This is a genomic window from Delftia sp., assembly GCF_059499305.1.
This window is the reverse complement of record NZ_JCABYI010000030.1, coordinates 88,818-113,274: the sequence shown is the minus strand read 5'-3', so window position 1 is coordinate 113,274 and position 24,457 is coordinate 88,818. Positions and strand designations below refer to the sequence as shown.

Here is a 24,457-nt window from a genome sequence, read left to right as displayed (position 1 = left end):
GGGCATGCTTTGAAGCAGGACTACAGCTTGCAGGCGGCGGGTTTGGGCGCATCGTTCGGCGCGCGCGTCATCCTGGCTGAGGTGGACTTCACGCTGCCCACCCACGGCATCACGGCCCTGCTGGGCCCCAGCGGCTCGGGCAAGTCCACGCTGCTGCGCACGCTGGCCGATCTCAATGCCGCCAATCCGCGCTTTCGCCGCTGGGGCAGCGTGCGCTACGCGGGCCAGGAATGGACCGGCGCCATGCAGGCGCCGCGCTTGGTGCAGCAGCAGGCCCGGCTGATGATGGCCAGCACCTTCGACGCCATCGTCGAGCTGGCCCGGCCCCGCCTCAAGCTGGTGCCGCATGCGCTGCGCGACTGGTGCCGCGCCCAGGTGCAGGCCTTCGGCTTTCCCGAGCTTGCGCTGATGTTCGACCAGCCGGCGCTGCAGCTGTCCCCCGTGCAGCAGCGTGCCGTGGCCATCCTGCGCGAAGCGCTGGCCGAGCCGGCCCTGCTGATGGTGGACGAGCCCACGGCAGAGCTTGAGGGCTACGAGGCCTTCGTGCTGCTGGAGCTGCTGCGCCAGGTGGCCCAGCGCACGGCCGTGCTGATGAGCACGCACCACCAGCAGCACGCACAGGCCGTGGCGCAGGACATGCTGCTGCTGGCCGGCGGCCGCATTGCCGAGGCGCAATCCATGGAAGCTTTCCAGCGTGCGCCGCTGTCGCTGGCGGGCCAGCAGTTCCTGCGCACCGGCAGCTGTGCCGTGGCCTCTCCCGATGCGCGGGCCGAAGACCTGGAGGAGGGCGTGCCCCTGCCTCCTCCGCTGCCTGCAGCGGCCGTGGCCGCGATCTCCGAATTCCTGTCGGACGCAGTGGCCGCCGAGCCTGCATCCGAACCCATGCCTGTACCTGCACCTGCGCCCGTCCCTGCACCCGTGCCTGCGCCGGTACCAGCACCAGCGCCCGCACCGGCACCCGCTGCCGCAGCCCGGCCGCGCGCCGTCAATCCCTCCGTGCTGGTGGACTGGCAGCCGCTGGTGGCCGACCCGCAGGCCGTGCCGGCCAGCCGTGGCCCCAGCGGCTTTGCCTGGCTGGTGCCGGGCCGGCTGGCGGGCGCGCCGCAACCGGGCGTGGTGCAGTCCATGGACTTCGACCTGAAGGCCCTGCGCGGCTGCGGCGTCACCGTGCTGATCACGCTGACCGAAAACGACCTGCCGCAGGAGCCGCTGCAGCGCCATGGCCTGCGCAACCTGCACCTGCCGGTGCGGGACCACGAATCACCGTCGGTGGCCCAGATCCAGATGCTGCTGGCGCGCATGTCGGCCATGCTGCGCGCGGGCGAGGTGCTGGCCGTGCACTGCCTGGCCGGCCTGGGCCGCACGGGCACGGTGCTGGCCGCATGGCTGGTGCGCGAGGGCCTCACCGCCGACGAGGCGCTGCGCCGCGTGCGCCTCATCGATGCCCAGTACGTGCAGTCCCAGGCCCAGGAGGACCTGCTGTATGCGTACGAAGTGGCACTGCTGCTGAAGATGGGCTGACCGATCACATCCATTCACAAAAAAGGAAAGCTGCAATGAGCCTGGATAACGTTTTGAGCGAGGTGGCCGGTTCGGTGCCCGAATGTCTGGCCATCGGCTATGTGGATGCCGCCTCCGGCATGCTGCTGGCCATCCGCACGGTGGACTCGCATCCGCGCGAAGTCATCGATCTCGTGGCCGCTGCCACGGCCGACCTGTTCAACGGCCCCAACGTCTCGATGATCGAGAGCCTGTTCAAGAAATCGCGCGGCCTCAAGGACGACGGCCACCACTACTTCCAGGAACTCATCGTCAACAGCGACAACCTCATCCACGTCTTCCTGCGCGGCAAGCTCATGCCCGACTACGTGGCCGTCTTCGTCTGCCGGCGCACGGCCAACCTGGGCATGGCGCTGACCAAGGCCCGCATGGCCATGCCGAAGATTGAAGCGGCGGTGTGACCGCCGCTCACCCCCTGAGTCGCTGCGCGCCTTCCCCCTCTCTAATCGCTTCGCGAAGGAGGGGGACGACAGCCTCGCGGCGGGGCGGCGCGGCCGGCTTAGGCCCTTGCTCGCTGTCCCTGACGTTTGAGCGCGCCAGTTTCGGGCGGCATGTGCCTCAGAACTGAGCCAGCCGTCCAGGGAGCTATTCTTCTGCCATGCGCTTACTGCTTGTCGAAGATGACGCCATGATCGGCGAGGCCGTGCAGACCCTGCTGCGCGGCGAGGGCCATGCGGTGGACTGGGTCCGTGACGGCCTGCAGGCCGATGCGGCCCTGTGCCCCGGCCCGGGTGGCGGCCATGGCTATGACATGGTGCTGCTGGACCTGGGCCTGCCGGGGCAGGACGGTTTGCAGGTGCTGCGCCGCCTGCGCGGGCGCCGCGACCGCACGCCGGTGCTGGTGGCCACGGCGCGCGATGCCGTGCGCGACCGCATTGCCGGGCTGGATGCGGGGGCCGACGACTACGTGGTCAAACCCTATGACCTGGACGAGCTGCTCGCGCGGCTGCGTGCGCTGGCGCGCCGGGCGTCGGGCGCAATGGATCCGCTGTACGAGCGCGAAGGCGTGCGGCTCAATCCCGCCACGCGCGAGGCCAGTGTCGAGGGGCGCGACGTGGTGCTCTCCGGCCGCGAATGGGCGGTGCTGGAGACGCTGCTGGCGCGCCCGGGCAGCACGCTGTCGCGCCAGCAGATCGAGGACAAGCTCTACGGCTGGGGCGACGAGGTCAGCAGCAACGCCATCGAGGTCTACATCCACGGCCTGCGCAAGAAGCTGGGCGCGGGGCTGATCCTCAATGTGCGCGGCGTGGGCTACATGGTGCCCAAGCCATGACGGCGCCGGCTTACTCTGTCATCGCCCGGCTGCGCGGCCGCCTGCCCGGCGCACTGGGCACGCGGCTGCTCCTGTTCCTGGGGGCGGCCATCGTGCTCACCGCGCTGCTGCAGGGCCTGCTGGCCTACCGCAACGCGCTGCTGCAGACCGACACCCTGTTCGACTACCAGATGCAGCAGACCGCCTTCGCGCTGCGCGCCGGCCTGCCGGTGGATGCGCGCGGCAGGCCCCAGGGCACGCCGCCCGAGGATGAGAACCACGAATTCATCGTCCAGGTCTGGACCAACGAGGGCCTGCGCATTTTCGAGTCCGCGCTGGGTGCGGCATTGCCGCAGATGGCCGTGCTGGGCTTTGCCGATGTGCCCGCGCGCGGCACCGTCTACCGCGTGTTCTCGCTGCAGACGCGCTCGCAGGTGATCCAGGTGGCGCAGGACATGCGCGTGCGCCGCACGCTGGCGCGCGATGCCGCCTGGCAAAGCCTGCTGCCCATCGCCTTGCTGGCGCCCGTGCTGGCGCTGGCCGTGTGGTGGGTGGTGCGCAGTTCGCTGGCGCCCGTGCAGCGCGTGCGCCGCGAGCTGGCCGCGCGCCGCCCGCAGGACCTGGCCCCCGTGCCTGCCGAGGGCCTGCCCGACGAGGTGCGGCCCCTGGTGGCCGAGCTCAACGCGCTGCTGCAGCGCGTGGGCCAGGCCTTCGAGGCGCAGCAGCACTTCGTGGCGGACGCCGCGCACGAGCTGCGCTCTCCGCTGGCCGCGCTCAAGCTGCAACTGGTGGCCTTGCAGCGCGCGCCCGATGCGGCCGCGCATGACGAGGCCGTGCAGCGTCTTTCGGCCGGCATAGACCGGGCCACACGGCTCGTCGAACAATTGTTGACATTGGCGCGGCAGGAAGCCCAAGGCACGGTACAAGGCACGGCCCCAGGCCCGCAAGGCATGCAGGGGCAGCACGGCGCTGCCACGGCCGCACCTGCGGACGTGGACCTGCGCGAGGTGGTGGAGCAGGCCCTGGCGGACCAGGCCGTGGCGGCCCAGCAGCACGGCCTGGACATGGGCCTGAGCGAGTCCCCGCATCTGCGGCAGTCCTTTGCCGTGGCGGGCGACGCACAGGCCTTGCAGATGCTGGTGCGCAACCTGCTGGACAACGCCATCAAGTACGTGCCGCAAGGCGGCCGCGTCGATGTGGGCTGGCGCAGCGATGCCCAGGGCCGCGCGCTGGTGGTCGAGGACTCGGGCCCCGGCATTGCCGAAAGCGAGCGCGAACTGGTGCTGCGGCGCTTTGTGCGCGGGCCTTCAGCGGCTTCTGCGGGCCAGCAGGCGCAGGGCAGCGGACTGGGCCTGGCCATCGTGCAGACCATTGCCCAGCGGCATGGCGCACGCCTGCTGCTCGACCGCTCGCCCACGCTGGGCGGCCTGCGCGTGCAGGTGATATGGCCGCCTGTGTCGGCCTGCTGACAGCGGCGCGTGGCGCGCAGGCTTGTCGGCCTGCAGCGCGGCCGGGATGCTTCCCGCCTGCGTCTGGCCGGGTCACAATCCCCAAATTGGTGCCGGCCCGCCTGCCTTCCCATTCCCTCATCAGGCGCGCGGGCAGTCTGCTTCCGTCGTCATTTCGAGAGGTATTTCATGGAGTCCCTTGTCCAGCGCCTGTCCCAGTCCGTGACCCAGGCGCATTCTCTGGAAGAGTTGACGCGGCCCCTGCTGCAAATGCTCGAAGAGAGTACGCATCTGGAGTCCACCTATCTCACCACCATCAACGAAGAACAGGGCCAGCAGCGCGTGCTCTACGCGCGCAACGCCAGCGAGATGCAGATTCCCGAGGGCCTGGTCGTTCCCTGGGGCGACACGCTGTGCAAGCGCGCCCTGGACGAAGGCCGCATGTACACGCCCGATGTGGGGGCCTGCTGGGGAGACTCCGAGGCCGCGCGAGAACTGGGCATACGCACTTACGCCAGCGCGCCCGTGCGTTTTTCGGATGGCCAGCTCTATGGCACGCTGTGTGCGGCCAGCAAATCCTCGCAGGCCCTGAGCAGCGAGGCCGAAGGCATGCTGCGCCTGTTCGCCAACCTGATTGCCGAGCGCGTGGAGCGCGAGCAGCTCATCACCAGCTTGAGCAAGGCCAACCAGGAGCTGGCGGCACTGGCCTTGCTGGACCCGCTGACCGGCCTGCCCAACCGGCGCTGCCTCACCGACGAGCTGGGCCGGCTGATTGCGCGCTGCGCACGCAGCCAGGAATGCGTGGTGGTGGGCTTCATCGACCTGGACCGCTTCAAGAACGTGAACGACGAGCACGGCCACGAGGCCGGCGACGCACTGCTGCGCGCCATGGGAGAGCGCCTGTCCTCCCATCTGCGCAGCGCCGACATGCTGGCGCGCTTCGGCGGTGACGAGTTCGTCTTCATCGGCGTGGGCCCGCTGTTCGGCAGCGAGGCCGACGCCGTATCGCGCGACCTGCAGCAGCGCCTGTCGGAGGCCTCGGTCATGAAGGTCGAGCTGCCCGATGGCAAGACGCTGGACTACGGCGGCGCCAGCGTGGGCGTGGTCTGCCTGCGGCCGGACTCCATTGACGCCGACGACGCGCTGCAAAAGGCCGATGCGGCCATGTACCGCGTCAAGATGGCGCGCAGCCGCGGCGCCAGGGGCACCGCGCTGCATTGAGCCAGCCGCAGGCACTGGCCCGGCGGCCAGGGCCTGTTGCTGCCTTGCTCTGGCCTGTCTGGCGGCTTCTCGCGCGCGCTCTTTCTTGTTTCTTTCCGTCTCAGCCTGCTGCCAGCATGGGCTGCCTGCGCTGCAGCTCCACGGCGGCATGCTGATGGCCGCTTGCCGCCTCCAGCTTGAAGGCGCCCACCGTGCGAACCAGGTCGCCGGCCTGGCCGCGCAGGCTGGAGGCCGCGGCGGCCATCTCCTCCACCAGCGCCGAGTTCTGCTGGGTGGCCTGGTCCATCTGCGTGACCGCCTGGCCGATCTGGGCCACGCCCGAGCTTTGCTCGGAACTGGCGGCGCTGATCTCGCCCATCAGATCCGTCACGCGGCGTATGGCGTCCACCACCTCGGCCATGGTCGTGCCGGCCTGGTCGGCCAGCGCGCTGCCGTTGTGCACGCGGCTGGTGCTGTCGGTGATGAGCTGCTTGATCTGCTTGGCGGCCTCGGCACTGCGGCTGGCCAGGCCGCGCACCTCGGTGGCCACCACGGCAAAGCCCCGGCCCTGTTCGCCGGCGCGTGCCGCTTCCACGGCCGCGTTCAACGCCAGGATGTTGGTCTGGAAGGCAATGCCATCGATCACGTTGATGATGTCGGCGATCTGCCGGCTCGATTCGCTGATGCCGCGCATGGTATCGACCACCTGCCGCACGACTTCGCCGCCCTGCTCGGCCACGGTGGAGGCGCCCAGGGCCAGCTGGTTGGCCATCTGCGCGTTGTCGGCGTTCTGGCGCACGGTGGAGCTGAGCTGCTCCATGGAGGCTGCCGTCTGCTGCAGCGCGCTGGCCTGGCTTTCGGTGCGCGAGGACAGGTCCTGGTTGGCCTGCGCGATCTGCCCGCTGGCCGCCGCCACGCTGACCGATCCCTGGTGCACCTGGCGCACCACGCCGCGCAGCCCCTCCTGCATGGTCTGCAGCGCGCGCAGCAGCATGGACACCTCGTCCTTGCCGCGCACATCGATGTGCCGCGTCAAATCGCCTGCCGCCACGGCATCGGCCGTATGGATGGCCTGTCGCAGCGACCGCGCCATGTTGCGGATGATGGACCAGCCCAGCAGCACTCCCAGCAGCACGCCCCCGATGATGGAGCCCACGGCCACCGCAAAAATCACCTGGTACAGCGATTGCGCGGCCTCGTATTCCTCCTTGGCGACGCGGGTCTGCAGCGCGGTCAGCTGCACGATCACATCACGCAGCGGCGCGTACAGCGCCTCGTCCTTGTCGATCAGCAGCTGCCGGGCCAGCTCCAGGTCACCGGACAGCAGTGCCTGCTGGGCCGGCTTCAGAAAGCCCTGCAGGAACAGCGCGCGCACGGCCTCGAAGCGGTCGGCCAGCTGCGCCTCTTCCTCGGTCATCCGGGTCTGGCGGAACGAGGCCCAGGCCTTGTTCACGTCGTTGATGTTGGTCTGTATCTCCTGCTGCTTTTGCTGCGTGTATTCGGGCAGGTGCACGGCAATGGCGCCCGAGACCGCATTGCGGTTGCGCAGCAGCAGGCGCTGCACTTCCAGCAGATCGCCCAGTGCGACCAGGCGCTCTTCATAGACCACCTTGAATCGGCGGTTGGACTCGCTGATTCCATAAAGCCCGAAAGCGCCGATCACGATCATGAGCAGTGAGAGAAAACCAATCAAGGCGGTCAGGCGAGTCGATAACTTGAAATTATTCATACTGCGTCCTTTGCATGCATTGCGGATGGTTGGTGGGTACTCGCGTTGTCAGGCCGCCCCGTGATGGCTCACATCTCTCGCAAAAAGAACTCGGTCGTGAAAATGAGATTTCATTCACGGTAAATGCCCAGTCTGCACAAAGGCTCACAGGCACCCGGAAACGGCGATGCTGGCTTGCCGATGGCCTGCGTGGCCAATGGCGATCCATGTTGTATTGGTTTGTAAACTATTTGTTACAAACTATAGTATGAATCGGATGGAGCAGGCAATACCAGCTTTTCAGGTATTCGCCCTGGCCTGATAGGGGTTCTCTGCCCATTGCTGCGGCAGGAAGAGACGGCCTGTGCCCGGGGCCGTCCCTGGCCGGCGCCGCGCGCCGGACGGGCCCGCCTAGAATCCGCGTTTGCGCGTGGCCGCTGGCACGCTTTCACGAAAGAGATCCATGAAACCCAAAACACTGGCCGGTGCGCTGGCCGCCCTCTGCGTGGCTGCGGCCGGCCTGCTCTATGCATCGCCCTATATCGCCCTGCACCAGATCGGCAAGGCCGTGGAGCGTCGCGACGCCCAGGCCCTCTCCGGCTACGTGGACTTCCCTGCGCTGCGCGAAAGCATCAAGGGCCAGATGATGGCCAGGCTGCAATCCCAGATGGGCGGCTCGGGCGACAGCGCCTCCAACCCCCTGGCCGGCTTTGGCCAGCAACTGGCCCAGGGCCTGGTCAGCCAGTTCACCGAGGCGCTGGTCTCGCCCGACGGCGTCATGCTCATGCTGGAAAAAGGCAAGCCCGGCAAACCCACGGACGTGGCCGCCGCAGGCGTGGGCGTGGACACCCAGGGCGGGCCGCCGCGCAAGGACTACTCCGTGGAGTACCAGGGCTGGTCCAAGGTCTTCGTGCACCCGCGCGGCGAGCCGGGCGGCTTCATCTTCAGGCGTGAAGGCCTGATGGGATGGAGGCTGGTGGCCGTGAAAATGGATTGACAGGGGCGGGCCTGCGGCCTTCGCCCCGGCGCTTTATCCCTGGTGCAGTACCTTCATCACATGGCGCTTGCCCAGCCGCAGCGCACGGGCATCGGCCTCCTGCCGCGTGTCGCAGCCCTGGTCTTCGGTGACTGCTCCCAGGGCCTTGCCGCTGGCCACCTCCAGCAGCGTGGCGCGGGGCAGCCAGGCGCCGGGCGTGACATCGCTGGGCAGTGATGCTGGCGTGATCCGCACGCCCATGTAGAGAAGACTGTCCATGGCCTGCCAATATCCCGGGGGGCTCAGCCTGCCAGCGGCGGGCGCGGCAGGGCCAGCCACTGCTGGATGGCGGGGTGCTGCCACTGTCGGCGCGCATAGGCGGCCAGCAGCGCAGGCACGGCGTCGCCGTTGAGCACCAGGCGGTTGAGCATCAGCGCCAGATCCACATCGGCAATCGACCACGGGCCGGCGATGTGGTCGTGCTCCGAGCGGATGAAGGCTCCCGCCACCGAAAACAGCTTGCGCGCCGCCGCCTGGCCCGCATCCGACAGCGGCGTGGGCGTGGGGCGGTAGAACACCACCTCGGTGCTGCGCTCCGAGCGCAGTGCCATCAGATCGCTGCGCAGCCAGGCCTGGACCTGGCGCACACGGGCGCGCGCCTGCGCATCTTCGGGATAGAGCCGGGCGCCGCCAAAGCGGTCCTGCAGGTACTCGCAAATCGCCGAAGACTCCGACAGGCTGAAATCGCCATCCACCAGCGTAGGCACCCGTGCCGTCAGTGACGCGGCCACATAGTCCGCCCCGGTGTTCTGTCCCGCCGAAAGGTCCAGCGTGCGCAGCTCGAAGTCAATCCCCTTGACCTTCAGCGACACGAACACGGACAGGGCATAGGGAGAGGCGAATTGCGAATCGGCGTACAGCAGCATGAGGGCCTTCCAGGGAAACTGCATGGGGATGGGGGCACCGATGGTAGCCGAGTGGGCAGCTGGATGACCGGGCCGGCCATGCCCAGGCCCAGGCCCAGGCCCGCAGTCCCGCGATCACACCTTCAGTGACCGCTCGATATCCGTCAGCTTGTAGCGGGCCAGGGCGAGGTTGCCACGGGCCTTGTCCAGCACCAGGTAAAGAAACAGCCCGGGGCTGTTGGGGATGAGGCGGATCAAATGGTATTGGTCGCCCAGGGTGATCAGGATATCTTCGATGCCCTTGCGCAGTCCCAGCGACTCCATGGTCTTGAGCTTGGCCCGCACCACCTGGGTATTGCCTGCCGCAGCAAGCTCCAGATCCACGCCGCTGCCCGCCTGGGCCAGGCACATCCCGCTTTGATGGTCCACCAGGGCCGCCGCCATGGCGCCTTCGATGGAAATAATGGATTGCATGGATTGGGACAGATTGCTTGACATTGAAACTTCTCTTTTTCTGGAATCGGTGTTGTCACCGGATGAAAATCGGGCTGAGAGCTTTTGCAGCTCTTCGATCAAAACAAACCAAAGTGTTTCTGAACTGCTGTCCGGTAATCGGTAAAGCTGAATGGATTCATGGTGCGGCATCCGCATTTGCTTGAGCGCTATTTCTTCCATGATGGCGCTTGGCATCAGAAAAATGCGTACGCAACGCACGGCCTCATTCAATGCTCTCTGAAACAATTCCCTGGCCTGATGAACGGCGCCGGGGCCGATCAGCAGTACCAAGGCGCCCGGCGCCGAGGGCTCGCACAGCGGCTCATCCCTCCCCGGAGGTCCGCCCCAGTCGATGACAGGGGCGCTTTCCGAGTCCGCCAGCCTCACGGCAACCCGCGGCTTGCCGGGGGCGTACGCCACGCCCAGCTTGGCCAGGGCGCGGCCGCCCAGGCTGGAAGTCAAATCGATCACCCGAACGCCACAAGACATTTTTCAAGCACACAAGACAGAGGACACCGCCAGGCGACGGAATGCTGTGAACTCTATATCAATTAGTTACATGTGTTTCTTGCTGCTTGAAAGACTTGGGTGGAAAAAGGGAATTGGATGCCTTGAGAAAATGCAAACAATTGTGAATTGAAGGGCATTTTTTTATTTCTGTAGGCATCTTCTGACAGAAAGTGCACGTCAATGCGAAGAGTGCAGAAAATAGCAAACAGATACAATCGTTGCCAGACCAGCCCATTGTCGGGCGCCAATCACCCATTCAGCGCTGAATAACAAGGGCTTCCATGCGCGGCATCCGCTCCATCCTGTCCAGGCTCGGCCTGCGTTCCGATTCCCCAAGCTCCCAACTGAAGGCCTTGTACAGCACCCAGGCCGTCCTCGAGCTCGATCCCCAGGGCCACATCCTCTTCGCCAACGCGCAGTTTCTGGACCTCATGGGCTATGAGCTGGACGAGCTGCGCGGGCAGCACCACCGCATCTTCCTGGACCCGGCGGATGCGCAGGCCAGGGACTATCGGGACTTCTGGGCACGGCTTGCGCGCGGGCAAGCCTTTGTGGGCCGGTGCCGGCGCATCGACCGCCAGGGACGTGAGGTCTGGCTGCAGGCCAACTACAGCCCCGTGCTCGACAGCCGTGGACAGGTGCTGCGGGTCGTCAAGTACGCCATGGATATCTCGGCCGAAGTGCTGCGCGATGCCGAAGCCAGCAGCCAGCTGGCGGCGGTAGGCAGGGCCCAGGCCGTGATCGAGTTCGGTCTGGACGGCAGCATCCTGCGCTGCAACCGCAATTTTCTGCAGGCCATGGGCTATGCATCCGAAGACGAGCTGGTCGGCCGGCACCACAGCATGTTCGTGGCCCCGCAGGAGCGCAGCTCGGCCGAGTACGCGGCCTTCTGGGCGCACCTGTCGCAGGGCAAGCACTACCGGGGCCAGTTCCGGCGCATAGGGCGCCTGGGCAACGATGTCTGGATCGAGGCCAACTACAGCCCCGTGCTCAACCAGTCCGGCCAGCCCTTCAAGGTGGTGAAGTACGCCACCGACATCACGCAGCGCTACGAGGCCACGCGCCTGGTGCAATCGGCTTTCGAGCAACTGCAGCAATTGGTGCGCGACAGCGCTGCCCAGGCGCATGACGCGCATGCCCAGGCGCGGGACGTGACGCGCATTGCCCAGCGCGGCGACGTGGCCCTGGACAGCGCGGTCGACGCCATGTCCAGCATCTCCAGCAACTCCCGTCGCATCGGCGAGATGGTGGGCCTGATCGATGGCATTGCCTTCCAGACCAATCTGCTGGCGCTCAACGCCGCCGTCGAAGCCGCGCGTGCGGGCGAGCAGGGGCGCGGGTTCGGTGTCGTGGCCGGCGAAGTGCGCAGCCTGGCCCAGCGCTGCGCCGAGGCGGCCAGGGAGGTCAAATCCGTCATCGGCGCGTCTGCGGCCAGCGTGCAGCTGGGCTTCGAGCGTGTGAATGAATCGGGCGACATGATGAAGCAGATGCGCGCGGCTGCCGTGAATGCCAGCGACATCATGGACACCATCATCCAGGCCTCGCAGGCGCAGGACACGCGCCTGGGCGAGGTGCGCGAAGCCGTGCTGAGGCTGGAGAACGTCGTCGTCCAGAGCTGAGCCGCGCCCCGCTCATCCCAGGCGGCCCATGCCGCCTTCAAAGATATGGCGCACGTCGCGCAGGACCGGCGAGCCCCAGCCATCACGGTGCTCGCCATGCAGGGCGGCGGCCACGAAAACGATCTCCGTCAGCTGCGCAATGCGCGCCGCCATGCCGTGCGCAACGACATGGGTCTCCGTGTCCTGGCGATGGCCCATCTGCATCAGCGCCTGTGCCAGCTGCTGGGCCTCGTAGTTGGCCTGGCGGGCCAGCTCGCGCCACTGTGCGGGCGCGGGATCGGCAACGCTCTCCGCCTGCAGCCTGGCCAGCGTGTCACGGGGAAAAACGATGTGGTCCGCCGGCGTTTCAGAGATCTGTGAGAGCGCCTGCGCCGCCTCGGCCAGCAGGCCGGAGCGCGGGGCGGATTCCGCATGGCCGGGCACCAGGCGCGCCGCGTTGATGCAGGCCGCCACGTCAAAGGCCATGTTCTGCGGGTCCTGCAGGTCCTGCGATGAGTCGGCCTGCGCGGCACTGCGGGCCACACCGCTGGCAATGCGCAGCAGGCGGTCGGATTCGACGCCGTGCCGGTGGTCTTCGGCGGTCATCGCGGCCTGCCAGAGCGCTTCAGCCGCCTGCTGAAACAGCGCGCGATACGCCGCAGCGAGCTTCTTGCGCGACGGTTTGGCGGCGGAGTGCTTCATGGACCTCCTTCGTGCAACGTACAGGCGCGCAAAGGAGCCGCCTGAGGGGTCAGGTAGTATTTGAAGTCAAGGTCTACAAGGTACATCGACTATTGCACGGAAATCCGTGGTCGTCAACAAGATGAATGCAGAAATCCGTGTAATTTTTGGTGAACGCCTTCGTCAGGAGCGCGAGCGTCTCGGCCTGTCTCAAGCGGACATGGCCAAGCTGGGCGGCACCAAAATGCGCACTTATCAGGACTGGGAGCGTGACGTGGCAACCGTCAGCGCCGAGTTTCTTGCACGGATTTCTGCGCATGGCCTGGACATTTCCTTTGTGCTGACCGGCCTCCGCTCGTTTGACCCGAACGCCATCCAGCATGAGCGCCCCGAACCCACCCTTGCCGCCCGCCTGCAACAGGAACGCCAGCGCCTGAACCTCAGCGAAGCCGAACTCGCCCGCAAGGCCGGCCAAGCCAAACAGGTCCTGCAGCAATTCGAGTCCGGCGCCCTCGTCCCCGACGCCACGGCGCTGCAGCAATTGCACCTTGCCGGCGTCGATATCGGCTACGTGCTGCTGTCCCTGCGCTCCCATGCGCCCGACGCCGATGTACAGGCACTGCTGGCGCATTACGGCAAGGCGACGGACGCTGGGCGCGCGCTGGTGCGAGGGGTGGCGGAGCTGGCCGGGCGGGGGTGAGGCTCACCCTCCACAGGGTTCAGTGTCTTGTCGCCCGGCCCAGCGACGTGCGCGGCTTGCCGTGCAGAAGGCGCCGCAGGACATAGGGCAGGCGCCAGGCGGGCCGCAGCGATGGGCCTGTGCGCTCCACAAAGAGTAAAACCGCTGCAACAGCCATGGCCGGCAGGTGCCAGGCCGCGGGAAAGGCGAAGGGCGCCAGCATCCACGGCCAGCATGCCGTGGCGCATGCCACGCCGGTTCGCAGTCCGTGCTGCAGGCTGTCCCGGTTGGCCGTGGGGCCGCTGGCGGCCACGGGGTACAGCCTGTGGCAGGCATTGTGGGCGCGCGTTCCTGCGGGCGATGAACTCCACAAGACCGCCACGGCAATGCAGGCAAGAATGAGCGCGGGATGCGCGGCTGCGTGCAAGAGGGCGGCAAGCGGCACCATGACCAGGCCGGCCGCCATCCACACCAGCGCATAGCCCGCAAGCAGCAGGCCCGCCGCCAGCAGGCGCCGGCGGGCCACGCTCGATCGCATGGCGTGGCGCACCTGCCGCAGTGCCAGCAGCGGCATCATGGCCAGGACCATGGCCAGCCATGCCACACCGAGGATGCCGAGCGTGTGCCCGTCCAGCACCAGCGGCGACAGGTCGGCCAGCGTGACCGAGGACAGCGAGCCGCACAGCGACAGGCCGGGCGTGGCAGGCGGGCTGATGGCCAGGCTGATGAAGCCTGCCCCCGACACGGCCATCAGTGCTGGCGCGGGAGCGGTCCGCAGGTCTCTCAGCAGCGCGTCCATACACGAGCCTTAGCGGGTGGCGTCCTGTGCGACCACGCTCACGCGGTCCACGGTGATTTCGCGCCCGGGGTCGGCTTCGGGCTGTTCGATGGCCACGTTCAACTGGTCCAGACTGCCGCCTGCGTCCAGGATGGCCTGCGTGGCATCGGTGATGTCGATGGTGGCGCCCAGTCCGTTGCCTCCATGCGGTCCGTCGCTGGCCGAGGCCTTGGCCAATCCGAACAGGGCGACGGTGTCTGCATGCCGCGCCGCCGCCCCGGGCGAGCCGATGGAGACCGTCAGCACGCCGCTGGGCGCATTGCCGCGAATGCCTTCCAGGTGAAGAAAGTAGCGCTGTGGCCGCGGCAGCGCGGCGCCTGCCTGCAGCAACTCGACCTTTGCGGCACCGGGGTCCGCGATCGATACGGTGGTCAGCCGCGGCGTGCGGCCCACGATGACCCGCTCCGCATTGGAGCCCAGTACACGCGGCGCGGGCGGCGGGACCGTCGAGAATTCTGCGGGCATGTCGATCTCCTGCGGTGTGAGGCCTGCCGTGCTGGCCGTGAGCGTGGTGGCGCCCGTGCCGCTGGTCAGATTGTCATAGTCAGGGGCCAGCGCACCGCCAGGCAGGGTTTCACCCGGATCATAGGAGGCCAGCTTTCCTTCGGTGTCCGGCATGACGAAGCCGCGGCCGGCAGGTCCGTTGCTCCAGGCGGCGCTGTTGTCCTGGATGTTGCCGGGCTGGGTCAGCCAGGCGGCCCAAAGCCGGTCCACATTGCAATGGTGCACCCAGAAAATCGGGTCCAGGGCGGCATAGTCGGGGTCTGACATGAATCCATAGGGCTCCTGCAGTCCGCCGACCATGATGTGAACCAGATTGTGCGGATTGGATTCAATGGCGCCAGTGTCGCTGCCGTCATGGGAAAAGGCGGTGATGCCACCGCCGTATTCCAAGGTGCCGGGAGCGCTGGTGAAGCGGTGGTAGTCCTGGCAACCCAGCGTGATATCACGGGGAATGTCAGGCGTTGGTCCCAGGCGCTTTGACCCATTGCGCCTGGCCTTGGCCAGGAAATTGGGAGAACCATCCGGCAATTTCTCTTCCAGGAAAGCCTGGGGTATGTTGCGTGCGGCCTGATTGCTGGAATTCAGGTAGTTCCAATAGGGAAGCGCCCAGTCCGCAGGACCGCCAAGCTCCTTGACGGTCTTCGCCACAATGGCTTCGAATGCGGCGAGATAGCCGCGATGCCAGGGAAGAAAGTACCAGGTGCCATGCTGGCATTGGTCCCACATCTCCTCGGTTTCGGATGTGGGTGGCAAAGGGTCCTTGGCCGAAAGCACGCCGGCACTGATCCAGCCGCTCTTGTTGATGCCATGAATGGCGGCAAGATATCTCCAGCTGGTCCTGTCCGTAATGGGAAGAGAGTAAAGGTGCCCCACGGCCTTGGAATACCAGATCAGCGTTTCATTCCAGACAGTTCCACCTTGATTGACATCACGACGAATTCCAGTCATTGCGTTCTCCTCCATGAAAGTTGGAGACTGGAGTGTATGAAGGCGGATTTTATTTTGCAAGGAAATGGTTTTTATTGTGTCGGGTAGGGCATTTCAATTGATATTGAGATCGCATCCACATTGCGATCATCTCAATGGGATTGAATTGAGGATTTCCAGTATTGACCCATGGTAGGCATTGAGTCAGCTGACGGTGACGATTTTTTGTGTTGGAGCCGGGTTCTGGGTTCTTGCCATGGAGCTATCAAGGAAATGCATTGAGGGACGGCAGAGAGCGGTAAGCCCGGTTGCTCGTTTCGCGGCCGGTGAAATGAAAAAAGCCACCCGAAGGTGGCTTTTGTTTTCAGCCCTGGCGGCGGCGCATTCTTGCGATGCCGAACATGGCCAGAAGGGACGACAGCGCGATGATGCCCCATTCAGACAGGGTGGGAATCGCCGCAGTGCTGGCGGGTGCTGCCAGCAGTGCAAAGCCTCCCGGATCCTGGATGGATTGGTTGGCTATGCCGTCGTTGTCGCCGAGCCCGCCGTCGGTCAGCGTCAACGTGGCGCTCAGCCGGTCCGATGCCAGCACAGCACGGTTGGCAGGCAGTTGGTACCAGTGTGGTTGAGCACATGCTGCGCCTTGGCAGTTGAAACCATCAGGGCTGGGGCCGTACTTCATGTATACCGCGCCTGCAGGCACCGGTGTGCTGAAGTTCAGGGTGACGGTTGCATCGCTGCCCAGGTTGCCGCTGCTGAGATTCAGCGAGAGCAGTCCAGAGGGGAAAGTCACGCCTTGCGGAGCGGTCGCGGGTGGCGTGGTGCTGAAGCTGGCGTTGCTCACCTGCCAACCGTTGGCTGTCTGCAGTGCGACCATTGCCTTGCTGCCTCCAGCGGTGGACCAGGGGGCTTCGCAGCTGTTGGCGCTGCCGCCGTTCAAGCCCTGGCACTGCCAGGTGTATTTGCCACTGGCGCTGGAGATCGCCGTAGCCGTGCCTGCGCTGCACAGCCCCGCTGCAGGGGCCAATGCCGTGGCTTGGCCCGCCGCCGTGCCACAAGCGCCAGTGACTGGCACCTGTACATCAACGTTGTGCACGGTTCCTGTCGCGAAGCCCCCTGCAATGGGCTTGGCTGCTGCGGTGCTCTCGATGCCGGTGCCGCTGCTGTTGAGGTCCAGGCGCAGGCTGCCCGTGCCGCTGATGGCAGTGACGGGTACAGTCCATGTGATGCCGTTGTCGGCACTGGATGGCGTGCCCATCGTGCCGGTGGCGGTGCCTGTAGTGGTCAGCGCGAAATCGGTGCCATCCACTCCGTTGACCGCTTCGCTGAAGGTCACTGCGAAATTGATGCTTGTGGCGCTGGCTGATGGTGTGCCCTGCGGGGCAATCGATGCCACCGAGGGTCCACCCGGCGTGGCACTGGCGACGACGTTGCCGAGGAAGTCACCCCAGATCCATAAAGAAGAGGCGCCGGCTGCGGCAGATATCGTCTTGGTTTCCGTATCGGTGGCGACATCAATGACATGGACTGTGCCATTCGCTGTTACAGCATACAGCGCCGCATCGTTTGCCGAGATACCAAGGCCCGTGATACCTGAGACCTCACCGCTCAGTGTGAGCGTTTTCTGTGTTGAAGTGTTGGCAGTGTCAACGACGTGCAGTACATTGTTGTTTCCGCCAACATATAGTTTGCTGCCATTCTTTCGAACTGCTACTGCCTTGGCGGGGCCATTAATACCGCTTATTGTGATCTGAGTAACCGTGTTGTCTGCCAAATCGATGAGGCCAACCGTGTTGCCAGCATTGCTCGACGTATATAGTTTTCCGGCTCCTGTCGGGTCATAAGCCAAGCCAAATCCCGAATTTGAGACGTTTTCCAGTGTGGATAACGTGTTGGTGGCAGTATCCAGTTTTTTGATCTCACCAGTGTCTCCACACCGCACATAAAGTGAGGCACCGTCTTGGCTTAGTGCAGAGGAGATTGTCCAGCATCCCGTATTTAAGCTGGCAGTGATTTGTTTGGAGTTGGCGTCTATAATATGCAGCTTACTATTGACGTAATCACTGACGTAGGCGATGGCACCATCTGCAGAAAAGGTGATGGAGACAGATGATCCAGTGTTGTCGATAACTGCTTTTAGGGAGTTGTTTGTTGTGTCAATAACTCCCAGTTTGTTGTTGGATCTGTATTGCCCGAACCACGACTCATTGTTGGCGCCTGGTCGCAATGCAAGAGTGTAGATGTTATCATTTAACGTTGCGTCCATGCTTGCTGGACTTAATGTGGTGGCGAGTTCTCCAGTCGCGGTATTGATGACCGAAATTGTTCTGCTGTTTGAATTGGGAATATAGGCGTAATCGGCGGCGCTTACGGCACAGGCAATGAGTGAGAGCGAAGCGGCGGCGAGGACGTGCTGCAAAGAACGGCGCTGAATCATGTGTGGACACCTTTGAGGAAAACCCCTGAAAGCTTGCAATGCACGCCTTGAGGATTGGGGAGGCTGGAAAGAAGACTTGCTTAGACCGGAGGTTTGGGCCTTGGTCTCATAGTGAGACTTTTGCTACAAATTAGAACAAAAAGAAACATTCTGAATCTGAGCAAGTCTGAGCAGATCGCGTTACCAGCCGCGTCTTCAGAAGGTGCTGGGGTAGGAGAGAGTTGCGGAACGCCACTACACATTAGTTCTTCCGCCACTGATCTTTAGTTTTTTCGGGGCGCGCCCGCGCTGCCCAGCGGCGAAGCGAGGCCTGCAGGAGCACACAGAACTTTCGGCGAAAGGGTGGCGCTGAATCACCATGCAGCCTTGCGGGCTGTGTCCTAACGTCGCATTGAGGGCGCCCCTGGCCGTGGGGCTGAGCGCACCCAAAATCAGCCAGCCGTGCAGAATGACTGCCCTAGATCAGGCGCGAACGAGACCGAAGCCTCGGCTGGTGACCTCTGTGTAGTCGAAGGGAGGGAAGCTCCGCCTTCGTGGCACGATGGCGGGCCAGCCCTAGAGGGGAGCTTGACCAGGTCGGGCGCGGATGAGGAGCGAAGCCTCTGGCGATGACCTGTGCGGGGTGGTTTCGAGTACTCGGCCGACCTGCCTCACTGGCGCGATGAGGGGTGAGCATCGTTTGGATGGCTCAAATCGAGCCTGAGTGACGCGCCCCGGGGACTTCGCGGCCACCATGCCGCCCGCTACAGGGAGGCTTATGCGAGACACCAGGGGCGCTTAGCGCTCCGTAGAAAGGCTTGCCCTCGCACAAGGACAGTTGTCGGCCAGAAGCTGCCGTTGGCAATGACTGCTTGGCTGACCGCTTTATTAGTCAACACCGCAGCAGCCTATGAGTCGGCATCGCGGTGAAGAGTGTCAAACGTTTGCCTAGCTTCCCGAAAGTGGTCTGCATTCTCGACGATCCACGTCCACAGCGGCACCATGCGCAGGAGCAACTCCATGCCGGTTTCCGACAGCTCGTATTCCACCCTGGGCGGCACCTCTTCGAAGTCATGGCGCAGCACTAAGCCATCACGCTCCAACTGCCGCAGTGTCAGCGTCAGCATGCGCTGGGTGACGCCGTGCATACGCCTGCCAATCTCCGCGTGGCGCAGCCTGCCATACACCCCCAGCGTATGAAGAATGCCAAGCGACCAGCGGTTTCCGGCATGCGCAAGCACCTCGCGTCGCACCCCATCGTCATCGTCTCGCAGGCCATCGCAAACGTTCTGCGCGTATTGAAGAATTTCGTCTCGGTTCACTGTGGTTTGCTCTCGGTATCACGCGTGTGCCTTCTTACATCATCTTCGGTGCGTGGCTAGACTGCCAGAACTCTCTCAATCTCCTGTCCACACGATGAACCAATTAGACCCTAGCGCGACGTCTCGAAGCATCCTCGTCCTCGGTGCCGGCGAACTCGGCCTGCCGGTGCTTCGCAACCTCGCACGTCGCGCCAAGAGCGTGGCTGGTAGCAAGATCAGCGTGCTGCTGCGCGCCAGCGCCGTGGATTCCTCCGCGTCTGCCAAGCAGCGGGATATCGCGGAGATTCGTAGCCTCGGCATCGAGATCGTCCTGGGCGACCTGGTGAAAAGCTCCATCGATGAGCTTGCCGTGGTTTTCGCACGCTATGACACGGTGATCGGGTGCGCAGGCTATGCAGCCGGCATCAACACACCGATGAAGCTGGCGCGGGCCGCGCTGCAGTCAGGCATTCCCCGGTACTTCCCCTGGCAGTTCGGGGTCGACTTCGACGTGATCGGCCGGGGCGGCCCGCAGGACATCTTCGACGCACAGCTCGACGTGCGTGAGCTGCTGCGCAGCCAGAATCAGACGGAGTGGGTCATCATCTCCACCGGCATGTTCATGAGCTACCTGTTCGAGCCCGAGTTCGGCGTCGTCGACCTGCACAACGATGCGGTCCACGCCCTGGGAAGCCTTGATACTGCAGTGACGTTGACCACTCCCGACGACATCGGCGCGCTGACGGCCGAAGTGGTGTTCGCCCAACCGCGCATCCGCAACGAGATTGTGTATCTGGCAGGCGACACCGTGACTTACGGCGAGGTGGCGGACAAGCTGGAGGCGGGCCTTGGCCGCTCTTTCACCCGGTCGGTATGGACCGAGCAGTACCTGCTGGATGAGCTGGCGCGCGACCCGCAAAACATGATGAGCAAGTACCGTGCAGCCTTTGCCCAGGGGCGCGGCATGTCGTGGGCCAAGAGCGGCACGTTCAACCAACGCCGCTCCATTCCGGTAACGGACGTGTCGTCGTGGATTAATGCAAACCTGGCATCTCGCCGCGACAAATGATGGGTTTTAAGGCGAGCGTTTCTGGCTTATCGGTTGGCAACGGAATCTGTCCGCAATCAGCGACGACCGCTCGAAAGCCGACTCCCGCAAACTGAAACTGAGCGACAGCAACGGGTCGGTAGCTGCCACACAAGAGCCCATGGCAACGCGCTACGCCGCCGCACATCGGCCCTGAGCCCTTGCGCCTCGGCCGATAGCTCGCTCCTCAGCCTTACTGGTCTAAAAAACTAAAGTCCAGTGGCGCGTTTTCCGTACAGACGAAAGTCCAGTGGCGCATCTCTCTAAAGATCGATGGCGCATGGCTTGCGAGGACGTGAGAAATCAACGAGTTATCTGCGTGACGCGCTGCGTGTTCAGTGGCGTTCCGCAAGAATTCTTCCAGTTGTGTGTTTGTGCTACAGGGGCAGGGGCCTGCGGCCATTGAGTCCTCACGCTGCGGCAGTCGGGCAAAGGCTCCATCCAATTCATGCTGGCGAAGGTGTGCCTCGTGTATCCACTGGAATCTCGTCAAAAACCAGCCGTCCTGGGCTGGTTCCAGAAAGTGATGAAAGCAAGAAGTGCGAAGACTGAGATAAGCAGTCCTACCGCCGCCATGTGGGAGATCCCTGCCATCGTGCTGACCAGCATGGCGCCAAGTGCTGCGCCGGACATCTGTATGAAGCCCAACATGGCGGAGGCTGCACCTGCTTGAGCTCCAAATGGAGAAAGCGCCTGTGCTGTACTGAGAGGATTGGCAACGCCCATTCCCATGAGGAAGACACAGAGCGCGAACGTGAACGCTGTGAGGCTGGATGGGTATCGAACCGAGGCCAGGTAGATCATCACGCCTCCAACCAAGGCCAAGACGATTCCGGCTTGGATGACTCGAGCTGCACCCCAGCGATGTGAAAGTCTTGGTACAGCGAGGCCTGCAGCAAAAACCACGGGCACCGTGGCTGCAAAAAAGAGCCCCATCTCCAGCGCGCTCAACTTGATGGCGCCCATCAGCACTGATGGAGCAGCAGCGAAGAATCCATAAAGCCCGCCTGTGAGACACATGACAGCGACGACTGGACGGAGGAAGCGTGGATCGATCAGAAGGCTGGCATAGATCCTGAGTATGGGGCCAACGGCAAGCGGCATCCGCCGCGACGCGACGTGTGTTTCTGGAAGTCGGAAGGCGTACCACATTGAAAGTGCGAGCCCGAAGGCACTGACCGTCAGGAAGGTCATGCGCCAGCCAATCATTTTCTCAGTCATGCCGCCCAGCAGCGGAGAGAACCCCGGCGCCGCGGCCATAGCCACGATCACCATCGCAAGAACGCGTGCCAGAGTTTCGCCTTCATACATATCTCTTGCGATCGCGCGTGCAAGTACGGACGCGGCGCATACGCCTGCAGCCTGTATTGCTCGGCCGACAATCAGTTCGGCTGGAGCCGCCGCCTGGGCACACACCACCCCGCCAGCCGCGAAGACCAGCAAGCCCCCTATGACCAGTTTGCGACGCCCGAAGCGATCAGACAGAGGTCCCACGAAGAGTTGCCCCGCCGCGAAAACTACGAAGAAGACACTGAGTGTCAGGCCGAGCTGGGCATCTGACGCACCCAGGGTTTTAGACATCGCCGGAAACGACGGCAGGATGATGTTGGTTGACAAAGCGCCTATCGCCGCGAGCGCAGCCAACAGAAGAACTACGCCACGGTTCGCTGTGCCTGCTTGATTTTCCGCCGGCACTGGAGCCCGACTGCTTGGCTTCATTCCGGCATCACCATGCGGATTTCGCGAGTCCCGATCTCTGCGCCGGTCTCTGCGTCGATCGCAATCGGCTTCAGATCGTTGCCCGTCTCGGCATCCAGAAACCGAACCAGCTTGCCTTCGCCACGGTGCTTTCGGCCCCAGGCAGCAATCATGAAGAGAACGGGCAAGTAGTCCCTCCCAGCTTCGGTCAGGACGTATTCCTCGCGAGGTGGCCGCTCCGAATACTGCCGCTTTTCCAGCAGTTGCTCATCCGTGAGCGTCGCCAAACGCTTCGTCAGCATCGTGGGAGCGATGCCAAGGCTTTTCCTGAACTGATCGAAGCGCGTCAGCCCAGCGTTCGCATCCCGCAGGATCAACATAGTCCACGCATCGCCCAGGAAGGCCAGGCTGCGCGCGATGGGGCAAGTGCTTTCAGAAGTTTTCTTCGAGTCCATATCATTTCAGTATTGACTAAGTACTAAAACGATACTAACATGCGCCCATCGTTCAGTCCAGCACCCACGCCCGAAAGGAGTCATGCGCGCAGAGAGCCCAGCCTCATCTTGAGAGGTAACGGTTGTGAGCCATGCCTTGGCTGATGAAGGCTTGTTCATGGTCGCGCTGCCAACCCCGATAGCAAATAGCCCAAAGCCCTTCTGCACGCACGTTCAGCCGGGCAAAGTTTTCAAGAATTTCCATCATCTACGGAGAAGCTACCCATGAAGAAGACAGTCCTAATCACCGGCGCATCCTCGGGCTTCGGCCTGCTGCTCGCCAACAGCCTGCACAACCAGGGCTTCGAAGTCATCGGCACCAGCCGTGAACCTGAAAAGCACGAAGGGAAGGTTCCCTTCAAGCTGCTGCGTCTGGACATCAGCGACGACAACTCCATCAACGCGTTCGCTGAAGAGCTGTTCCGCAGCGTCAGGCAGCTGGATGTATTGGTGAACAATGCCGGCTACATGGTGACGGGGCTGGCAGAAGAGACTCCCGTCGAATTGGGACGTCAGCAGTTCGAAACCAACTTCTGGGGCACGATCAAAGTGACGAATGCCTTGCTGCCCCGGCTGCGGGCGCAAAAGCATGGGCAGATCATCACAATCAGCTCCATCGTCGGCTTGATCGGCCCGCCGAATCTCTCGTACTACACGGCTTCAAAGCACGCAGTCCAGGGCTACTTCAAATCTCTGCGCTTCGAGCTGGATCCGTTCAACATCCAAGTCAGCATGGTGGAGCCAGTGTGGTTCAAGACCAACCTCGCTCATAACTCCGTGTCTCAATCAAGCGGGCGTATTGCTGATTACAACGCCTACCGCAAGCAAGCAGATGCTGCGACACAGAAGGGGATCGATGAGGCGGAGGCGCCCGACGCCGTCGTCAACACGATTACCAAGCTGATCGAGACCAAGAAGCCAAAGTTCAGTAACCCCGTTGGAAAGATGACCGGAATGATCCTGTTCCTGCAGAGCTATGCGCCCAAGATGTTCGAAGGGGCAATATTGAAGAGTGTGAAAACAGCTTGAATCCCAGCATCATTTATCTTTGAGAGGAGCCGAAATGAAATACTACCTGTGCAAATTTGTCCCGCCTCGCGCAAATTTCCTGGGCACCATGTCCGGTGAAGAAAAAACATGGATGAGGCAGCATGGCGAATATATGAACGGTCTTCTCGAGCAAGGTGTGATCGTAGCGCACGGGCCTGTGATTGACGATGGTGATGGCTACGGCGTGTCTCTTTACCAGATCGCCGACAACCAAGAGATCGGTTCGTTTACATCCGAAGATCCCATCGTGAAGAATGGGATTGGCCACTATGAGCACTACACGATGGCCAGCTTGACTTCCCGCAACTGAACGCATCTTTCTCCGCAGCAGCGTCTCTCTGCGCTGACTTGTCTTATTGACAAGGCTGCCATAAAAAATGGTGGATATCGATTGGGGAAGTTGAAATGACTAGCTCTCTTATTGCTGGCGCCTCCAGTGGCATTGGTGCTGTTTACGCACGCCGCTTTGCGGCTCGTGGCCACGATCTCGTATGGGTGGCCCGTACCACCGACCGGCTGCCTGAGTCTTCACAAGGTATTTGCGCAGCAACGAAGTCCTACATGTTGGCCTTCTCGCAGCGCCTTGCAGCTGAGGCAGGGCCCAGGGGCGTCTACATACCAGCGGTTTTGCCGGCCGCCACACGCACCGAGATCTATGAGCGCTCTGGTGGCGATGTCATGGATGGAGGTTGACGAACTCGTTGATGCTGCCTTGGTGGGTTTTGATCGCAGAGAGCTTGTGACCATTCCACCAGTGCCTGAGGCAGCGGCATGGGACGCATTTGAGCAAGCGCGCGGAGATTTGGCCCAGGGTTTCTCAAACTCCAAGCCCGCTACTCGTTACCTCACTTGAATTTCAACATCTATTTGGTTTTTGCAGCATTCGTGCACTGGTCTGCTGCGTGTGGATATTCCCTGAGCAAGACTTTGGGTAAAGATCAGCAAAGTGTTTTGAATTTTCAATTACTTTTTGGATTGAAAAAGAAAAGTTGATTGGAAACTTATTCTGAATATTGATTGATGAATATATCTGGTAGTCATCAATTTTCTTTAGGAAAGGAGTGGCTCAATATTTAATATTGCGTCTTTGATTCATTCGGTCAACACTGCCGCATAACATACTTGCCGGT

General features: G+C 63.2%; 22 protein-coding genes. 11 read left to right on the top strand and 11 right to left on the bottom strand.

Translation table 11 applies throughout. From position 1 onward, the window contains the following. Window positions 1-9: 9 nt before the first annotated feature. From AC5I49_RS17185 to AC5I49_RS17165, 5 genes are all read left to right on the top strand, one after another. Window positions 10-1,521: a phosphatase domain-containing putative toxin gene (locus AC5I49_RS17185; protein WP_495789645.1), complete on the top strand. Its 1,512-nt coding sequence runs from the start codon at window positions 10-12 to the stop codon at window positions 1,519-1,521. A 35-nt stretch (window positions 1,522-1,556) separates the two neighbouring features. After that, window positions 1,557-1,961 carry a hypothetical protein gene (locus AC5I49_RS17180; RefSeq protein ID WP_012203525.1) on the top strand — a complete coding sequence of 135 codons (405 nt, stop codon included), beginning with the start codon at window positions 1,557-1,559 and terminating at the stop codon, window positions 1,959-1,961. Window positions 1,962-2,158: 197 nt separating this feature from the next. Further along, the gene (locus AC5I49_RS17175) at window positions 2,159-2,833 is read left to right on the top strand and encodes a response regulator (protein ID WP_017405435.1); all 675 of its coding nucleotides are present in this window, start codon (window positions 2,159-2,161) and stop codon (window positions 2,831-2,833) included. Further along, a complete protein-coding gene (locus tag AC5I49_RS17170) occupies window positions 2,830-4,281 on the top strand; it encodes an ATP-binding protein (RefSeq protein WP_252653485.1) in 1,452 nt (483 codons plus the stop codon). Before AC5I49_RS17175 ends, AC5I49_RS17170 begins: the two co-directional genes overlap by 4 nt. A 168-nt stretch (window positions 4,282-4,449) precedes the next feature. Then, a complete protein-coding gene (locus AC5I49_RS17165) occupies window positions 4,450-5,481 on the top strand; it encodes a sensor domain-containing diguanylate cyclase (RefSeq protein WP_495789644.1) in 1,032 nt (343 codons plus the stop codon). A 100-nt stretch (window positions 5,482-5,581) separates the two neighbouring features. On the opposite strand, the gene AC5I49_RS17160 is transcribed toward AC5I49_RS17165, so the two are convergent. After that, window positions 5,582-7,189: a methyl-accepting chemotaxis protein gene (locus AC5I49_RS17160; protein WP_016447912.1), complete on the bottom strand. Its 1,608-nt coding sequence runs from the start codon at window positions 7,187-7,189 to the stop codon at window positions 5,582-5,584. 442 nt (window positions 7,190-7,631) lie between these two features. Between AC5I49_RS17160 and AC5I49_RS17155 the strand changes: the two genes are divergently transcribed. Then, window positions 7,632-8,165, top strand: a complete 534-nt coding sequence (locus AC5I49_RS17155) for a DUF2939 domain-containing protein (protein ID WP_046987310.1) — start codon at window positions 7,632-7,634, stop codon at window positions 8,163-8,165. Between the two features lie 33 nt (window positions 8,166-8,198). Here AC5I49_RS17155 and AC5I49_RS17150 read toward each other — a convergent pair whose 3' ends face one another. The 3 genes from AC5I49_RS17150 to AC5I49_RS17140 form a co-directional block, all read right to left on the bottom strand. Next, the gene (locus tag AC5I49_RS17150; protein WP_026062392.1) at window positions 8,199-8,423 is read right to left on the bottom strand and encodes a hypothetical protein; all 225 of its coding nucleotides are present in this window, start codon (window positions 8,421-8,423) and stop codon (window positions 8,199-8,201) included. Window positions 8,424-8,446: 23 nt separating this feature from the next. Further along, the gene (gene yfcF / locus AC5I49_RS17145; RefSeq protein WP_126312483.1) at window positions 8,447-9,070 is read right to left on the bottom strand and encodes a glutathione transferase; all 624 of its coding nucleotides are present in this window, start codon (window positions 9,068-9,070) and stop codon (window positions 8,447-8,449) included. A gap of 114 nt (window positions 9,071-9,184) precedes the next feature. Further along, on the bottom strand, window positions 9,185-9,523 hold the full coding sequence (locus AC5I49_RS17140; protein WP_017405441.1) for a hypothetical protein: 339 nt from the start codon (window positions 9,521-9,523) through the stop codon (window positions 9,185-9,187). Between the two features lie 812 nt (window positions 9,524-10,335). Here AC5I49_RS17140 and AC5I49_RS17135 point away from each other — a divergent pair. Beyond that, a complete protein-coding gene (locus tag AC5I49_RS17135; RefSeq protein WP_047326073.1) occupies window positions 10,336-11,673 on the top strand; it encodes a methyl-accepting chemotaxis protein in 1,338 nt (445 codons plus the stop codon). A 12-nt stretch (window positions 11,674-11,685) separates the two neighbouring features. Here the strand turns inward: AC5I49_RS17135 and AC5I49_RS17130 are convergent, their stop codons facing one another. Beyond that, on the bottom strand, window positions 11,686-12,354 hold the full coding sequence (locus AC5I49_RS17130) for a hypothetical protein (protein WP_495789643.1): 669 nt from the start codon (window positions 12,352-12,354) through the stop codon (window positions 11,686-11,688). A 106-nt stretch (window positions 12,355-12,460) separates the two neighbouring features. On the opposite strand from AC5I49_RS17130, the gene AC5I49_RS17125 reads away from it, so the two are divergent. After that, window positions 12,461-13,033, top strand: a complete 573-nt coding sequence (locus AC5I49_RS17125; protein WP_225971056.1) for a helix-turn-helix domain-containing protein — start codon at window positions 12,461-12,463, stop codon at window positions 13,031-13,033. A 19-nt stretch (window positions 13,034-13,052) separates the two neighbouring features. On the opposite strand, the gene AC5I49_RS17120 is transcribed toward AC5I49_RS17125, so the two are convergent. From AC5I49_RS17120 to AC5I49_RS17105, 4 genes are all read right to left on the bottom strand, one after another. Then, window positions 13,053-13,811, bottom strand: a complete 759-nt coding sequence (locus AC5I49_RS17120) for a copper chaperone (protein WP_016447904.1) — start codon at window positions 13,809-13,811, stop codon at window positions 13,053-13,055. Window positions 13,812-13,820: 9 nt separating this feature from the next. After that, window positions 13,821-15,317: a tyrosinase family protein gene (locus AC5I49_RS17115; RefSeq protein ID WP_227468446.1), complete on the bottom strand. Its 1,497-nt coding sequence runs from the start codon at window positions 15,315-15,317 to the stop codon at window positions 13,821-13,823. A gap of 328 nt (window positions 15,318-15,645) precedes the next feature. Next, entirely contained in the window at window positions 15,646-17,718 is a 2,073-nt protein-coding gene (locus AC5I49_RS17110; protein WP_495789642.1) for an IPTL-CTERM sorting domain-containing protein, read from the bottom strand. An 887-nt stretch (window positions 17,719-18,605) separates the two neighbouring features. Beyond that, a complete protein-coding gene (locus AC5I49_RS17105; RefSeq protein ID WP_034347780.1) occupies window positions 18,606-19,019 on the bottom strand; it encodes a winged helix-turn-helix transcriptional regulator in 414 nt (137 codons plus the stop codon). Between the two features lie 94 nt (window positions 19,020-19,113). Here AC5I49_RS17105 and AC5I49_RS17100 point away from each other — a divergent pair, with 94 nt between their 5' ends. Further along, window positions 19,114-20,067 carry an aromatic alcohol reductase gene (locus AC5I49_RS17100; protein ID WP_016453220.1) on the top strand — a complete coding sequence of 318 codons (954 nt, stop codon included), beginning with the start codon at window positions 19,114-19,116 and terminating at the stop codon, window positions 20,065-20,067. A 507-nt stretch (window positions 20,068-20,574) separates the two neighbouring features. Here the strand turns inward: AC5I49_RS17100 and AC5I49_RS17095 are convergent. After that, entirely contained in the window at window positions 20,575-21,804 is a 1,230-nt protein-coding gene (locus AC5I49_RS17095; RefSeq protein ID WP_016454546.1) for a multidrug effflux MFS transporter, read from the bottom strand. Beyond that, a complete protein-coding gene (locus tag AC5I49_RS17090; protein WP_016454547.1) occupies window positions 21,801-22,238 on the bottom strand; it encodes a winged helix-turn-helix transcriptional regulator in 438 nt (145 codons plus the stop codon). The genes AC5I49_RS17095 and AC5I49_RS17090 overlap by 4 nt, the downstream gene beginning before the upstream one ends. Window positions 22,239-22,502: 264 nt before the next feature. On the opposite strand from AC5I49_RS17090, the gene AC5I49_RS17085 reads away from it, so the two are divergent. Together AC5I49_RS17085 and AC5I49_RS17080 are read left to right on the top strand one after the other, a co-directional pair. Then, entirely contained in the window at window positions 22,503-23,306 is an 804-nt protein-coding gene (locus AC5I49_RS17085; RefSeq protein ID WP_016454548.1) for an SDR family NAD(P)-dependent oxidoreductase, read from the top strand. A 34-nt stretch (window positions 23,307-23,340) separates the two neighbouring features. Next, window positions 23,341-23,637 carry a YciI family protein gene (locus AC5I49_RS17080; RefSeq protein WP_016454549.1) on the top strand — a complete coding sequence of 99 codons (297 nt, stop codon included), beginning with the start codon at window positions 23,341-23,343 and terminating at the stop codon, window positions 23,635-23,637. Window positions 23,638-24,457 lie beyond the last annotated feature (820 nt).

Coding starts and splice junctions, on each gene's coding strand:
- AC5I49_RS17155 (WP_046987310.1), top strand. CDS start 7,632: ATGAAACCCAAAACACTGGCCGGTGCGCTGGCCGCCCTCTGCGTGGCT.
- AC5I49_RS17130 (WP_495789643.1), bottom strand. CDS start 12,354: ATGAAGCACTCCGCCGCCAAACCGTCGCGCAAGAAGCTCGCTGCGGCG.
- AC5I49_RS17165 (WP_495789644.1), top strand. CDS start 4,450: ATGGAGTCCCTTGTCCAGCGCCTGTCCCAGTCCGTGACCCAGGCGCAT.
- AC5I49_RS17140 (WP_017405441.1), bottom strand. CDS start 9,523: ATGCAATCCATTATTTCCATCGAAGGCGCCATGGCGGCGGCCCTGGTG.
- AC5I49_RS17110 (WP_495789642.1), bottom strand. CDS start 17,718: ATGATTCAGCGCCGTTCTTTGCAGCACGTCCTCGCCGCCGCTTCGCTC.
- AC5I49_RS17135 (WP_047326073.1), top strand. CDS start 10,336: ATGCGCGGCATCCGCTCCATCCTGTCCAGGCTCGGCCTGCGTTCCGAT.
- AC5I49_RS17090 (WP_016454547.1), bottom strand. CDS start 22,238: ATGGACTCGAAGAAAACTTCTGAAAGCACTTGCCCCATCGCGCGCAGC.
- AC5I49_RS17115 (WP_227468446.1), bottom strand. CDS start 15,317: ATGGAGGAGAACGCAATGACTGGAATTCGTCGTGATGTCAATCAAGGT.
- AC5I49_RS17160 (WP_016447912.1), bottom strand. CDS start 7,189: ATGAATAATTTCAAGTTATCGACTCGCCTGACCGCCTTGATTGGTTTT.
- AC5I49_RS17080 (WP_016454549.1), top strand. CDS start 23,341: ATGAAATACTACCTGTGCAAATTTGTCCCGCCTCGCGCAAATTTCCTG.
- yfcF (WP_126312483.1), bottom strand. CDS start 9,070: ATGCTGCTGTACGCCGATTCGCAATTCGCCTCTCCCTATGCCCTGTCC.
- AC5I49_RS17150 (WP_026062392.1), bottom strand. CDS start 8,423: ATGGACAGTCTTCTCTACATGGGCGTGCGGATCACGCCAGCATCACTG.
- AC5I49_RS17120 (WP_016447904.1), bottom strand. CDS start 13,811: ATGGACGCGCTGCTGAGAGACCTGCGGACCGCTCCCGCGCCAGCACTG.
- AC5I49_RS17170 (WP_252653485.1), top strand. CDS start 2,830: ATGACGGCGCCGGCTTACTCTGTCATCGCCCGGCTGCGCGGCCGCCTG.
- AC5I49_RS17175 (WP_017405435.1), top strand. CDS start 2,159: ATGCGCTTACTGCTTGTCGAAGATGACGCCATGATCGGCGAGGCCGTG.
- AC5I49_RS17180 (WP_012203525.1), top strand. CDS start 1,557: ATGAGCCTGGATAACGTTTTGAGCGAGGTGGCCGGTTCGGTGCCCGAA.
- AC5I49_RS17095 (WP_016454546.1), bottom strand. CDS start 21,804: ATGAAGCCAAGCAGTCGGGCTCCAGTGCCGGCGGAAAATCAAGCAGGC.
- AC5I49_RS17100 (WP_016453220.1), top strand. CDS start 19,114: ATGAACCAATTAGACCCTAGCGCGACGTCTCGAAGCATCCTCGTCCTC.
- AC5I49_RS17085 (WP_016454548.1), top strand. CDS start 22,503: ATGAAGAAGACAGTCCTAATCACCGGCGCATCCTCGGGCTTCGGCCTG.